Origin of the sequence: Clavibacter sp. MX14-G9D, assembly GCF_032917815.1 — a bacterium.
Taxonomy (GTDB): domain Bacteria; phylum Actinomycetota; class Actinomycetes; order Actinomycetales; family Microbacteriaceae; genus Clavibacter; species Clavibacter michiganensis_K.
In genome coordinates this window covers 1-13,206 of record NZ_JAVCVL010000056.1, presented here as the reverse complement: position 1 = coordinate 13,206, position 13,206 = coordinate 1, and the positions used below count along the sequence as shown (strand labels likewise).

11 protein-coding genes are annotated in these 13,206 nt (G+C 73.8%); 7 read left to right on the top strand and 4 right to left on the bottom strand.

All coding sequences use genetic code 11. The features are described from left to right. From Q6969_RS07005 to Q6969_RS06995, 3 genes are all read left to right on the top strand, one after another. A partial coding sequence (locus tag Q6969_RS07005) for a hypothetical protein (RefSeq protein ID WP_317229787.1) occupies positions 1-645 on the top strand: 645 nt, incomplete at its 5' end. A gap of 66 nt (positions 646-711) precedes the next feature. Then, the gene (locus tag Q6969_RS07000; RefSeq protein WP_317229786.1) at positions 712-1,755 is read left to right on the top strand and encodes an NAD(P)-dependent alcohol dehydrogenase; all 1,044 of its coding nucleotides are present in this window, start codon (positions 712-714) and stop codon (positions 1,753-1,755) included. Between the two features lie 238 nt (positions 1,756-1,993). After that, positions 1,994-3,091: an acyl-CoA desaturase gene (locus tag Q6969_RS06995; RefSeq protein ID WP_317229785.1), complete on the top strand. Its 1,098-nt coding sequence runs from the start codon at positions 1,994-1,996 to the stop codon at positions 3,089-3,091. 147 nt (positions 3,092-3,238) lie between these two features. Here the strand turns inward: Q6969_RS06995 and Q6969_RS06990 are convergent, their stop codons facing one another. From Q6969_RS06990 to Q6969_RS06975, 4 genes are all read right to left on the bottom strand, one after another. Continuing rightward, the gene (locus Q6969_RS06990; RefSeq protein WP_317229784.1) at positions 3,239-4,417 is read right to left on the bottom strand and encodes an AAA family ATPase; all 1,179 of its coding nucleotides are present in this window, start codon (positions 4,415-4,417) and stop codon (positions 3,239-3,241) included. Positions 4,418-4,460: 43 nt separating this feature from the next. Further along, positions 4,461-5,477, bottom strand: a complete 1,017-nt coding sequence (locus Q6969_RS06985; protein ID WP_317229788.1) for a diacylglycerol kinase family protein — start codon at positions 5,475-5,477, stop codon at positions 4,461-4,463. A 168-nt stretch (positions 5,478-5,645) separates the two neighbouring features. Beyond that, on the bottom strand, positions 5,646-7,475 hold the full coding sequence (locus Q6969_RS06980; protein ID WP_317229783.1) for a BCCT family transporter: 1,830 nt from the start codon (positions 7,473-7,475) through the stop codon (positions 5,646-5,648). 153 nt (positions 7,476-7,628) lie between these two features. Continuing rightward, positions 7,629-9,281 carry a HAMP domain-containing sensor histidine kinase gene (locus tag Q6969_RS06975; RefSeq protein ID WP_317229782.1) on the bottom strand — a complete coding sequence of 551 codons (1,653 nt, stop codon included), beginning with the start codon at positions 9,279-9,281 and terminating at the stop codon, positions 7,629-7,631. A gap of 327 nt (positions 9,282-9,608) precedes the next feature. Between Q6969_RS06975 and Q6969_RS06970 the strand changes: the two genes are divergently transcribed. The 4 genes from Q6969_RS06970 to Q6969_RS06955 all read left to right on the top strand — a co-directional run. Further along, positions 9,609-10,154 (top strand): alternate-type signal peptide domain-containing protein, encoded by a 546-nt coding sequence (locus tag Q6969_RS06970; protein ID WP_317229781.1) that lies wholly within the window; start codon positions 9,609-9,611, stop codon positions 10,152-10,154. An 88-nt stretch (positions 10,155-10,242) separates the two neighbouring features. Beyond that, positions 10,243-10,845: a TasA family protein gene (locus Q6969_RS06965; protein ID WP_317229780.1), complete on the top strand. Its 603-nt coding sequence runs from the start codon at positions 10,243-10,245 to the stop codon at positions 10,843-10,845. Beyond that, positions 10,842-11,756 carry a hypothetical protein gene (locus Q6969_RS06960; protein WP_317229779.1) on the top strand — a complete coding sequence of 305 codons (915 nt, stop codon included), beginning with the start codon at positions 10,842-10,844 and terminating at the stop codon, positions 11,754-11,756. The genes Q6969_RS06965 and Q6969_RS06960 overlap by 4 nt, the downstream gene beginning before the upstream one ends. A 30-nt stretch (positions 11,757-11,786) precedes the next feature. Beyond that, positions 11,787-13,206 (top strand): signal peptidase I (locus tag Q6969_RS06955; protein ID WP_317229778.1); only part of this gene is annotated, 1,420 nt, incomplete at its 3' end.

The window sequence follows — 13,206 nt, the reverse complement described above, 5'->3', positions numbered from 1 at the left end:
CGGGCGCTCGTCGCGTGGATCGCCGAGGTCGTGACCCCGCGCCGCCGGCTCCTGGCGCTCGGCGCCGGCGTCGTGGCGGGCACCGCGATGGCCCTGCTGATCCAGCCCGTGCTCGCGCGCGCGGACGGCGAGGCGACGTCGGCGGCGGCCGCCGTGCTGCTCGGGATCATGGTCGGCGCCGCCGTCGCGATCATCCCGGTGTCGGTCTGGCTCACGCGCGCGATCCGCCGCCACCCGTCCGTCACCGGGTCGCACCCGTCCTGGCGCGACTCCGCGCTCCTCGACCGCGCCGTGGACGCCCGCGGGCGGGTGACGCTCGAGCCCGGGACCGCGGAGCGCGTCGCGACCGAGTCCCGCCGCGCCATCGCCTCGGCCGCGGTCGGCGTGCCGGGCGCCGTCGTCATGGGCGTGCTCGTGCTGCTCGGCGCCCCGGCCTACGCCGTCACCCGGGACATCGGGATGCTCGGCTGGTTCCTCCCGGTCTACGCGCTCCTCTCCGTCTCCGGGCTCTGGACGTCGGCGCGCACGGCCGGCCCCATGGCGCTCCTCCGCGACGCCGCGGACGCGGAGCTCGCCCTGCCCGAGTCCGAGCGCCCGCCGGCACCACCTCCCCCGGCGCCGCCGCACGGCAGCCGCCTCCCCTGAACGCCGTCCGTCGCGGGTGCGGCGACACGCGCGGACGTTCCCTCACATGACGAATACGGTGGGTGGATGAAGGCACTCCAGTACACCCGCATCGGATCCCACCCCGAGGTCGTCGAGATCGAGAAGCCGACGCCCGGCCCCGGCCAGGTCCTCCTCCGCATCACCGCCGCCGGCGTCTGCCACTCCGACGAGTACGTCATGGGCCTGTCGGAGGAGGAGTACCGCGCCGCCGGCTATCCGCTCCCCCTGACGCTCGGCCACGAGGGCGCGGGCGTCGTCGAGGAGCTCGGCGCCGGCGTCGAGCACCTGTCCGTCGGGGACGCCGTCGCCGTCTACGGGCCCTGGGGCTGCGGACGCTGCCACGCCTGCGCCGAGGGCCGCGAGAACCACTGCGAGAACGCCGCCGCCGAGGGGATCCAGCCTCCCGGGCTCGGCGCCCCCGGCGCGATGGCGGAGTACATGATCGTCGACGACCCCCGCCATCTGGTCCCGCTCGGCGACCTCGACCCCGTCGCGAACGTCTCCCTCACCGACGCCGGCCTCACCCCCTACCACGCCATCAAGACGTCCCTCCCGAAGCTCGGCGCCGGCACCACCGCCGTCGTCATCGGCACGGGCGGCCTCGGGCACGTCGGCATCCAGATCCTCCGCGCCCTGAGCGGCGCGACCGTCATCGCCCTCGACGTGGACGACGAGAAGCTCGAGCTGGCCCGGCACGTGGGCGCGCACCACACCGTCATCAGCGACGCCGACGCCGCCGACGGCATCCGCGCCATCACGGGCGGGCGCGGCGTGCAGGCGGTGTTCGACTTCGTCGGCGCCGCGCCGACGATGGCCACCGCCGTGCAGGTGGTCGAGGCCGGAGGCGACGTCACGATCGTCGGGATCGGCGGCGGGTCCGTCGAGCTCGGCTTCGGGCGCATCGCGTTCGACGCCGCCGTGCGCATCCCCTACTGGGGCAGCCGCTCCGAGCTCATCGAGGTCCTCGACCTCGCGCGCTCCGGCCAGGTGACCGTCGAGACGCAGCGGTACTCGCTCGACGATGCCCCGGACGCCTACGCGGCGCTGGCCGCGGGCCGCGTCCGTGGCCGCGCGGTCATCGTGCCGTAGCCGCCCAGCAGCCCGTAACCCGCGGCAGGACGGGGCCCTGTCGCGGATCGACAGCGACACGCCGCCCGCGCTGTGAGTCTCCCTGGTGCGATGCGGGAGCGGCTGTGGGAGTGTGAGTCCTGGTTGCCCCAGATCCCCGGCCGCCTGCGTCGTGTCCCGACACGACGTCGACAGACAGCGGCTCGCCGAGGGCGGTCCGCTCCACCTGGCCGAGAGGCCACGGACGAACGAGCTGACCATGACAGACACCACCTCAGCCCCCCGAATCGTGCTGACCCGACCCAAGCGCGGCGGCGGGGCCAACCCCACCACCGAGTACTCGGGCCTGCTGAACACGGTCCGCGACGCGGGTCTCCTGAACCGCCGCGTCGGCTTCTACGTGCTCATGTTCGCCGGCATCACCACGGCCCTCGTCGGGCTGGGCGCGGGCTTCGTGCTCCTCGGCGACAGCTGGTTCCAGCTCCTCATCGCCGCAGGGCTCGGCATCATCTTCACCCAGTTCGCCTTCCTCGCCCACGAGGCCTCGCACCGCCAGGTGTTCGAGTCGGGCAAGGCCAACGACATCGCGGGCCGCACGCTCGCCAACCTCTTCGTCGGCATCAGCTACTCCTGGTGGATGACCAAGCACTCCCGTCACCACGCCAACCCGAACGTCCTCGGCAAGGACCCGGACATCGAGCGCGACGTCATCTCCTTCACCCCGGAGGACGCGGCGCGCGCGAAGGGCGTCTACGGCTGGTTCACCCGCCACCAGGGCTACGCCTTCTTCCCCATCCTCATGTTCGAGGGCCTCAACCTGCACGTCCACGGCTTCCGCACCGTCTTCGGCCGTGGCAAGGTCGACAAGCGCTGGCTCGAGATCTCCATGCTCTCCACGCGCATCATCGCGTACCTCGCGGTCGTCTTCTTCTTCCTCCCCGTCGGCATGGCCTTCGCCTTCGTCGGCGTGCAGCTCGCGGTCTTCGGCGTGTACATGGGCGCCTCGTTCGCCCCGAACCACAAGGGCATGCCCGTCCTGCCGAAGGACTCCAAGGTCGACTTCCTCCGCCGCCAGGTGCTCACGTCGCGCAACATCAAGAGCACGTGGCTGACCGACATCTACATGGGCGGCCTCAACTACCAGATCGAGCACCACCTGTTCCCGAACATGCCGCGCCCGGCGCTCAAGCGGGCCCAGGTCATCGCCAAGGAGTACTGCGCCACGCACTCGATCCCCTACACGGAGACCACGCTGCTGGCCTCGTACGGCATCGTCGTCGCCTACCTCAACCGCGTGGGCCTGTCGGCCGGCGGCGACCCGTTCGACTGCCCCGCCTCGGCGGCGTTCGGGCGCTGATCCCGCTCCCGTCCCACCCGACGCCCCCTGCGCGCCGCCCTCCCGGGCGGCGGACAGGGGGCGTCGTCGTCGTGACCGGCCTCGACGCCCGTGCGGGAGCCCCCGCTGCGCTCGCGCAGGCGCCGGGTGGAAGGAGGACCGTGGACGCTACCTCGAGCCCCAGTCCCACGACGGCGCGCTGAGGAGCCCCTGCCCGCGGAGGCGCGTCTCCCCGAACGGCTTCTCCAGCACCAGCTCGCCCGCCTCGGCGTGCTCCGCCACGGCGGCGGCGAGGCCCGGCGCGTGGGTGACCACGAGGATCTGCACGTTCCGCGACGCCTCCGCGATGAGCTCGCCGAGCGCCGGCAGGAGGTCCTGGTGGAGGCTCGTCTCCGGCTCGTTGAGCACCATGAGCTCGGGCGGGGCCGTCGTGAGGAGGGCGGCCGTCAGCATGAGCATCCGCAGCGTGCCGTCCGACAGCTCGGCGGCGTCGAGCACGCGCAGGATGCCGGGCTGCCGGAGGCCGAGCGACAGCACGCCGTCCTGCGAGCGGACGACGACGGAGGAGCCCGGGAACGCCCGGTCGACCAGGGCGTCGAGCGCCGCGCCGTCGCCCCACTCCCGGATGGTCTGCACGGCGGCCGCGAGGTCGGAGCCGTCGCTCGCGAGCACGGGCGTGCGCGTGCCGACCCGCGGCCGGCGCGCGGGGGCGTCGGCATCCGTGCGGAGGTGGTCGTAGAACCGCCAGCCGCTCATGCGGCGGCGCAGGATCATCGCCTCGGGGCTCGTGACGGCGTCGGCCACCTCGCTGAGCACGCTGAGGTGCGGCGGCACCATGGCGGGCACGTGCATCCAGCCGTCGGCCTCGTCGCGGACGCGCACGTCCTGCCACCGGCGCTCCAGCACGAGCGAGCGCGGCCGGGCCATGGGACCGCTGAACAGCAGCTCGCGCTTGATCTCCGGATCCCGCCCGAACATGGTCGGCGGGCGGGCCGAGGGGTCGCGCTGCGGGATGCCGAGGTCCACGAGGTAGCCGAGGTCATCGCCCGCGAAGCCGAGCCGCAGCGCGATGGGGCCCTTCCGCATGGTGCCCTGGACCTCGTGGTCGCCGTCGCGCATGGCGCGGCTGAGCCCCTCGGGCCCCGCCCACAGGACGGCCTCGAGGCCGCCCTCGCGGGCGAGCGCGCCGACCGCCCCGCCCTGGGCCATGTCGGCGATGAGGCGGAGCGCCCGGTACACGTTGGACTTGCCGCTGCCGTTGGCGCCCGTGACGACGTCGAGGCCCGTAAGGGGCAGCGCCAGGTCGCGGACGGAGCGGTAGCCGGAGACGGCGAGGGTGCGGATCATGGGGCGACCCTGCCATGCACGGCCGACAGGCGCCCGCGCCGGGTCAGGCGTCCTGCGGCACCCGCACGGTGAGCCCGCCGGGCAGCACCTGGATCTTGAAGCCCACGGCCTTGCCGAACGGGTCGCCGTCGAGCTCGATGTCCTCCTCCTTCTCGAGCCGCACCACGACCTCCTCGGCCGTGCGGTACTCGAGGGCGCGGACCTCCTTCTCGGGCCCCATGAGGCGGCGGCCCGCGGCGGTGCGACGGACGACGCCGTTCTCCCACGCGACCTTGACCCAGATCTGGATCCAGCCGAAGAGCCCCTCAGGGCGCATGAGCACCACGTCGAGGATGCCGTCGTCGACCGCGGCGTCCGGCAGCAGCAGGATGTTGGCGGGCAGCGAGCCGCAGTTGCCCACGATGAGCGTGTGCGCCCGACGGCGGTGGGTGCTGCGTCCGTCGATGCGGTAGCGCAGCCGCAGCTGGTCGCGGTCGCGGAGCGCCTTGAAGATGGCGTCGACGTAGGCGAGCCAGCCGACCCTCTTCTTCAGCTCCGAGTCGGTGTTCGCGAGCATCTTCGCGTCGATGCCGACGCCCGCCATGACGACGAAGACGTGCTTGTCGCGCGTCTCGTCCTCGCGCAGGATCTCGATGTCGGCGAGGTCGACCTTCCGGTCGTGGCCGGAGAACGCGGCCTGCAGCGAGTGCTCGACGTCGTTGAGCGTGAGCTTGAGGTTGCGGGCGAGGAGGTTGCCCGTGCCCGAGGGCAGGAGGCCGAGCGAGACGCCGGACCCGGACATGCCCTCGGCGACCGCGCGGACGGTCCCGTCGCCGCCGGCCGCGATGACCATGTCGACGTCGTGGGACAGCGCCTCCTCGGCTGCGCCGCGGCCCGGGTCGTCGACGCTGGTCTCGAACCAGAGCGTCTCCTCCCATCCCGCGACGTCGGCCGCGTGCGCGACCTTCGCCTTCAGGGACGCGAGGTCGACCTTGACGGGGTTGTAGACGACGGCGGCGCGGCGTCCGGACCCGTCGGCGGGTGAGGGTGCGGGTGCGGAGGCGGGGGTGGAGGACGTCATCATGGTCACCCTACCGACGCGGGCACCCCGCGAGGGGCCGCGGGGCACCGGACGCGCAGGGCGGCCGGGACGCGCACCGCCAGCGGCGACGCGCACGGCCACCGGGGACGACGGAGCCGACCCGCGCGCGGGGCGCGGGTCGGCTCGGTCGTCGGACGGGCGGCGGCGTCAGGAGCGCCGGGCCTCGTCCTCGTCCCCGAGGGGCTCGCGGTGCTCGGCCACCTCCGGGTCGATCGCGTCGACCGAGAGCTGGAAGTGGTCGCCGTGCTGCTCGACGCCGTGGACGACCGCGTCGCGCATCATCTCGACCGCGACCTGGCGGCGCACGATGAGCGGATCCGTGCGCAGCTCGCTCCACAGCGCGTAGCAGGCGACCAGCATGACGATCACGAACGGGAGCGACGCCACGACCGTGAGGTTCTGCAAGCCGGTCAGGGCCTCCGTGCCTCCCCCGCCGATGGCGAGCATGATCGCGGCGACCGCGCCCATGACGACGCCCCAGAACACGACCACCTTGCGGCTCGGGTGCAGGGCCCCGCGCTGCGACAGCGTCCCCATCACGATGGACGCCGAGTCGGCGCCCGAGACGAAGAAGATGGCGACGAGCAGCATGACGAGCACGGTGCTGACGCTCGCGAGCGGGTAGTGCTCCAGCAGCTGGAACAGGGTGGAGTCGGACACCACGGCGCCGTCGATGGTCATGTCGCCGTCGGTCTGCTGCGCGTGGATCGCGGAGCCGCCGAAGATGGAGAACCAGACGAGCGCGACGAGGCTCGGCGCGAGGAGCACGCCGACCACGAACTCGCGGATGGTGCGGCCGCGGCTGATGCGCGCGATGAACATGCCGACGAACGGCGTCCACGAGATCCACCAGGCCCAGTAGAAGACCGTCCAGCTGGAGAGCCAGGCGCTCATCTCGTCGCCGCCGGTCGCCGCGGTGCGCGACGCCATCTCGGTCATGTCGCCGAGGTACGCGCCGAGGGTCGCGGGGATGAGGTTGAGGATGAGCAGCGTCGGGCCGACGACGAACACGAAGACCGCCAGGACGACGGCCAGCACCATGTTGATGTTCGACAGCCACTGGATGCCCCGGGCGATGCCCGAGACGGCGGAGAAGATGAACGCGATCGTGAGCACGACGATGATGCCGATGAGCAGCGGCGCCGTGGCCTCGTCGACCCAGCCGTTGAACTCCAGGCCCGCGCCGATCTGGGTCGCGCCGATCCCGAGGGACGCGGCGGAGCCGAACAGCGTGGCGAAGATGGCGAGCATGTCGATCACGCGGCCCGCCCAGCCCTCGGTGCGCTTCGTGCCGAGCAGCGGCTGGAAGATGGAGGAGAAGAGCTGCTTGCGTCCCTTCCGGAACGTGCCGTAGCCGATGGCGATGCCGGCGACCGCGTAGATCGCCCACGGGTGCAGGCCCCAGTGGAACATCGCGGTGGCCATGGCCGTGCGGATGGCGGCCTCCGACTCCGGCTGCGTGGTGCCGGGCGGCGGGGAGACGAAGAAGCTGAGGGGCTCCGCGGCGCCGAAGAACATGAGGCCGATGCCCATGCCGGCGCTGAACATCATCGCGATCCACGACACCGTCCTGAACTGCGGCTTCTCGTCGTCCGCGCCGAGCTTGATGCGCCCGTAGCGGCTGGCGGCCAGCCAGATGACGAAGATCACGAAGAAGCTCGCGGCGAGCACGAACAGCCAGCCGGTCTTCTCGATGACCCAGCTCTGCGCCGCGCCCGAGATGGAGGCGAGCCCGTCGGTGCTGACGATGCCCCAGACCACGAAGCCGACCGCGAGGACGGCCGTGACGCCGAAGACCAGGCGGTCGATCCGCGGGTGCTCGGGCTCGTACAGGTCGACGGACCCGGTGAAGCGGGCCTCGAGGAGACGGTGGTCGGAGTGGTCGCGGCGCGGGGGCCGGGTGCCGTCGGGGCCGGGTCGTCGACCCGGGAGGAGCCTGTCGAGGAGGCGTGCTGCGGACGTTCGCGTGGAGGTCATGGAGGGGATGGGCTCCTGGAGGCTCGGATGTCGGGCGCCGTCCGCGGGGGTCCCGCGAGCGACCGGGTGAGTCTAGGCGGGGGCCCCGCGATCAGCCGATTCGTGCCCGGCGCTTGCCTTCCGCTATGGGGAGGGGTAGGTGGTCGCCCGTCGTCAGGCCCGCGGCAGGGCGGCGGGGACGGCCAGCGGGAGGGTCGCCACCACGCGCGTCCCGTGCCCGAGGCGGCTCGCGATCCGCATCGCGCCGCCGTGCGCCGTGACGGTCCGCTCGGCGATGGAGAGCCCGAGGCCGAGCCCCGGGACCGCGCCGTCGCGCGCCGACCGCGCGCGGAAGAAGCGGTCGAAGGCGTGACGCTGGTCCTCCTCGCTGAGGCCGACGCCCGTGTCGACGACCGAGAGCACGGCCTCCGCGCCCTCCCGGGCGAGGACCACGTCGATCCGGCCCGCCGGGGTGAACAGCACGGCGTTGGCGACGAGCGCCTCCACGACCTGGACGAGGCGCTCCCCGTCGCCGTCCAGCACGATCCCGGGCTCCAGGCGCGCGTCGAGCACGAGCCCGCGCTCGGCCGCGCGCACGGCGGCCGGGTCGACGACCGCCCGCACGAGGGCCGTGAGGTCCACCGGGCCGCGCCGGAGGACGGGCGCCGCGTCCGCGCCCGCGAGGAGGGAGCCGATGATGGCCGAGAGCTGGTCGACGTTCCGTTGGATGACCGCCAGCTCGTCCGCGATGCCGAGCTCCGCGGGATCGTGGAGCTCGTCCAGGAGGTCGAGGTAGCCGACGATGCTCGTGAGCGGCGTCCGCAGCTCGTGCGAGACGGTCGCGAGGAACTCGTCGCGCACCTGGACGGCCTGGGCGAGGTCGGTCACGTCGTAGGCGGCGAGGACGGTGCCCGTGCGCTGACCCGCGCGGCGCCCGATGGCGCGGACGGAGAGCACCAGGGCGCGCTGGTCGCCCGGCTCCCCCACCCAGTAGACGGGGCCGTGGACCTTGTCGGCGTACAGCGCCTCCAGCAGCAGCTTCCCGTCGCGCGCGACGGGCGTGACCCGGTCGGATCCGAACACGGCCGTGGCCCGGCCGGTCGCGTGGTCGTAGCCCGCGATGTCGAGGAGCGCGCGCACGGCGGCGTTGCGGATCACGGGCCGGTCGTCCGCGTCGAAGAAGACGATGCCGACGTCGACGGCGTCCGCCACGTCGCGGATCGCGGCCGTCTGCTCGCGGGACTCCTCGAGCAGCCGCGCCTGCGCGGCCGTCGCCTCCGCGAGCTCGCGCCGGTCGCGCCGCTGCGTGGCGGCGGCCTGCGCGGCGGCGGCGACCAGCAGGGAGGTGAGGAGGAGGCCGCCCAGGAGGTCGGCCCAGCCGGCGCGCGTCGCGGGGAGGCCGCCGTCGCGGAGGACCGGGAGGAAGGAGATGACGAGCGCCCCCGCCACCGCGACGGGCACCCCGCCCCACGGGAAGCCGAAGACGAGCCAGAGCAGCGGGAAGATGACGAGCAGGGACGCGGCCGGCAGGGACGCCGCCGTCGCGTCGCGGAGGGCGGCCACCGCGAGGAGGTCGAGGGCGGGCACGGCGATGATGACCGCGGACGGGAGGCGGCTGGCCGCGATGACGGCGCCGAGCGCGGATCCGACCACCACCAGCGCGAGCGCGGCCACGTACGCCGGGTCGCCCTGGACCTCGGGCTCCACCACGGCGACGATGACCGCGACGACCGCGCAGCTGAGGAGGAACGGGATCTGCGCGCGCGTGGCGCCGCGCCGCCGGCGCGCGTCCACCGGGGACCGCCGGGCGGGGTGGGGGGAGGCCATGCGCCGCGCTCCTCGCTCGGCGTCGGGTGAGAGCCGTGGCCCGAGCCTAGACCGCGGGCTCCGCGCCGCACCCTCGCGCGTGCTCCCGCGGCGCCCTTGAGCCGAAGCCGGGACGGGCTTGCGGGAAAGCTCATCGGGACTTGCGGATCCCCAGCAGGTGGCTTGAGACCGCTCCGTCAGAGTGGTGATCGTCGAAGGAACACCGGTCGGCACCGCGGGAACGCCGACGAGGCGCCGCCGCGGGACCGGAGACGACCGGCGGGCAACCCACCCGCCGCCTCCCCCAGAGCCTGCGCGGCACACCGCGTACGAGAACAGGAACTCCCCATGAACAAGATCGTCTCCGGTGCCGTCGCAGGTGCCGCTGGAATCGTCCTCCTCCTCGGCGGCGCCGGCAGCTTCGCGCTGTGGAACGCCAACGCCACCGTCGCGGCCTCCTCCGTCTCCTCCGGCAACCTGGCCCTCGCCGCCGACACCACGGGCATCTGGACCGACATCACCAACGGCGGCAGCAAGGTCATCGACCCCGCGACCTACCGCATCGTCCCGGGCAACGTCCTGCAGTACAAGAGCGCCCTCACGGTCACGGCGACCGGCGACGCGCTCGCGGCCGACCTCACCTACAACCCGCTCTCCATCACGGGCGACGCCGCGCTGAAGGCCGCCGTCACCACCAAGCTCGACGTGACCTCGACCGACGCCAGCATCACGGCCGGCACCGCCGCGAACACCTTCACGGTCAAGCCCTCGACCGCCGCGTCCAAGGTCAACGTGGTCCTCACGGTCACCTTCCCCTCGACCGCGACGACCGGCCAGAACGGCACGCTCTCGTTCGACAAGCTCGCCTTCACGCTCACGCAGCGCACGATCTAGTCCCGCACTCCCCTCCCCGCGGTGACGACGCCCGCGGGGAGGGGGCTCCACCCGCACTACCCGCACCACGATCCGGAACGAGGACGACATGCCGAGGAACGAGGCCCGCGCCCCGCGTCCCGCACGCGGTCGCCGCTCCGCCCGGCCCGTCCGCCGCAGCCCCCTCCGCGCCGCCTGGCTCACCACGGGCCTCCTCTCCGCCGTCGTCGTCGCCTCGCTCACCGCGACCGGCGGCAGCTACGCGCTCTGGAACGGCACGGCGAGCACGCAGCCCGCGAGCGTCTCCAGCGGCACGAGCGGCCTCGTCATCACGCAGCAGTCCGCCCTCGACGTCTCCCGCCTCCTCCCCGGCCAGGGCGCCCTCGGCACCTTCACCGCGCGGAACACCGGGACGGTAGCCTTGGACGTGGCCGTATCCGCCCGAGGCACCTCCTCGAACACCGCCTTCCCCGGCGAGCTGTCGGTGCGCCTCGGACCCGTCGCCTCCCCCGCCGCCTGCGTCTCCGGCGCCACCACCTGGTCCGGCCGCCCCGGGCAGCTGACCACCACCGGCTCCTTCACCCGCATCCAGCCGGGCGCCTCCGCCGTCGTGTGCACCGAGGTAGTGCTCGACCAGGACGCCCCGCAGTCCGTGCAGGGCGCCACCGCCCAGCTGACCTTCGCCGTCATCGGCACGCAGGTGCAGCCGTGAGCGGCCGTCGGCCCCGCGCCGCGCGCCGGCCGGGCCGCGTCCACGCCGCGCTCCTCGTCGGCGTCACCGTGCTCCTCGTCGGCATCGGCGGCACCGCCGGCCACGCGCTCTGGGCCTCGACCGTCACGACGGGCGCGAACGTGCAGAGCGCGACGGTCGCGGTCACCGAGGCGGGCTTCGACCGGCTCGCCGGCGAGGGCACCGCGCCGAGCCCCAGCCGCACGGCCGCGGTCCTCGTCACCAACACCGGGTCGACCCGCGCGGCGTGGACGGGCACCATGACGGCGGCCTTCACCACGGCCGACGACCAGTACCTCGCCCGCAACGTGCGCGTCGTGGCCTGGACCGCGACCGGCTCGACCTGCACCGCCACCACCGCGCCCGGCTCGGACGCCGCCACGGGCAACTGGATCGTGCCGCCCGCCCTGTCCGGCACCCTGTCCGCCGGCCAGGCCGTCACCTGGTGCGTGCGCACGACCGCGACCGCGTTCCCGACGGGCGCCGCCGGCCTCACCGCGACGCTCACCACCGTGCTCGGCTCCGGCAGCTGGACCGGCCGCGACACCGCCGCCGCCCGGCAGACGACCCCCGCCCCCGCCGTCACCGGCGGCTTCAGCTGCCAGCCGACCGACGGGAACTGGTACGTCATCGTCGGCTGGGACGTGACGAAGGCCCCGCTCGAGACCTGGTACGCGGTCATCGTGAACGGCACGACCATCGCCAAGTCGCAGGGCTACTACGGCAAGGCCACCATCAGCGCTGCCGAGGTGCCCGCGACGCTCGCCGCCGACGGTCCCGTGAAGGTGCGCATCGACCGCCTCGACGCGAACGACCGGAGCGTCGGCCAGGTCGCCGGCGGCACCATCACGGCCATCACCCAGAGCGGCGCCCGCGGCTTCCGCTGCGCCTGACCCACCCGAACCGAGCCGGACGACACGAGAATGAGCCCCCTCCTCCCCCGCATCCGCCGCCCGCGGCAGGCCGACGGCACCGCCGATGACGCCGATCGCCCCGCCGACGACGCCGCGCCCGTGCAGCCCGAGGCCGGCACGCGGTCCCGCGGCGCCGTCGCGCAGCTGCTGCGCTCCGCGGGGATGGGCCTCAGCGTCGGGATCCTCCTCCTGGTCGTCGCCCTCGCGGGCGTGCTGCTCGTGGTGCCGAAGGCCACCGGGTCCGTGCCGCTCACGATCCTCACGCAGTCGATGGAGCCGACCCTGCCGCCCGGCACCCTCATCGTCGTGCGGCCGGTGGACACCGACGCCCTCGAGGTCGGCGACGTCGCGACGTACCAGATCCGCTCGGGCGATCCCGCCGTCATCACGCACCGCATCACGGCGGTCTCGTCCGCCTCCGACGGCTCGCGGTCCTTCACCTTCCAGGGCGACAACAACGCGTCGCCGGACTCGCTGCCGGTGACGCCCGGGCAGATCCAGGGCGAGGTCTGGTACTCCGTGCCGCTCGTCGGCTGGGCCAACCAGGCCGTCAACGGGCAGGCCCGGGGCTGGATCGTCCCCGCCGCCGCGGTCGCGCTCCTCGCCTGGGTCGCGCTCGGGGCGGGGCTCGGCCTCGCCATCGGGATCGCGGACGCGCTGGTGCAGGCGACGGGCGCCGGCCGGCTCGCGAAGGCCGTGCTGCAGGCCGTGCTCATGTCGGCGCTCGTCGTGCCCGCCGTCGTCCTCCTGCGGCGGCGGCTCGACCGCCGGAGCCTCGCGAGCCTCGGCCTGTCGCGGCGGATCGGGCGGCCGATCGCGCTCGGCGTCGGGGTGGGGGCGGTGACGGGCGCGGTCGTCTGGGTCCCGGCCGGCCTCCTCGGCTGGATCCGCGTCGACGGCGTCGACCTCGCCGCGTTCGCCGGCTTCCTCCTCCTCAACGGCGTCGTCCTCGCGCTCTACGAGGCGATCCCCGAGGAGCTCGCCCTCCGCGGGTACATGTGGACGAACCTCCGCGACGGCACCGGCCTCGTCGTCGCCACGCTCGTGACCACCGCCCTCTTCCCGGCGATCGGCATCGTGATCGAGTCCGGCCGCTGGATCGCGCTCACGATCGCGGGGTCCGACACCGGCGCCTTCACGCCGGTGCCCGCCGGGAACGACGCGATCGCGTACGTGCTCCAGCTCGCGCTGTTCGGCCTCGCGCTCGTCGCCGCGCGGCGGGTCCCGATGGAGGGCGCGCTCCTCGTCGCGATGGCGTTCCACTGGACGCAGCTCACGGTGACCCGCATCCTGCTGGGCGGTCAGAGCTGGGCGTCGTCGGGCTGGGACGTCGCGTTCGTGGAGCCCGACGCGATCGCGCTGGTGCTCGTGCACATCGTGCTCGCCGGGATCGTCTTCGTCGGCGTGAGGTGGCGGTCGGAGCGGCGGG

Excerpts from the sequence above, each read along its gene's own strand:
- Q6969_RS07000 (WP_317229786.1), top strand. The coding sequence starts at position 712 with ATGAAGGCACTCCAGTACACCCGCATCGGATCCCACCCCGAGGTCGTC.
- Q6969_RS06995 (WP_317229785.1), top strand. The coding sequence starts at position 1,994 with ATGACAGACACCACCTCAGCCCCCCGAATCGTGCTGACCCGACCCAAG.
- Q6969_RS06990 (WP_317229784.1), bottom strand. The coding sequence starts at position 4,417 with ATGATCCGCACCCTCGCCGTCTCCGGCTACCGCTCCGTCCGCGACCTG.
- Q6969_RS06985 (WP_317229788.1), bottom strand. The coding sequence starts at position 5,477 with ATGACGTCCTCCACCCCCGCCTCCGCACCCGCACCCTCACCCGCCGAC.
- Q6969_RS06980 (WP_317229783.1), bottom strand. The coding sequence starts at position 7,475 with ATGACCTCCACGCGAACGTCCGCAGCACGCCTCCTCGACAGGCTCCTC.
- Q6969_RS06975 (WP_317229782.1), bottom strand. The coding sequence starts at position 9,281 with ATGGCCTCCCCCCACCCCGCCCGGCGGTCCCCGGTGGACGCGCGCCGG.
- Q6969_RS06970 (WP_317229781.1), top strand. The coding sequence starts at position 9,609 with ATGAACAAGATCGTCTCCGGTGCCGTCGCAGGTGCCGCTGGAATCGTC.
- Q6969_RS06965 (WP_317229780.1), top strand. The coding sequence starts at position 10,243 with ATGCCGAGGAACGAGGCCCGCGCCCCGCGTCCCGCACGCGGTCGCCGC.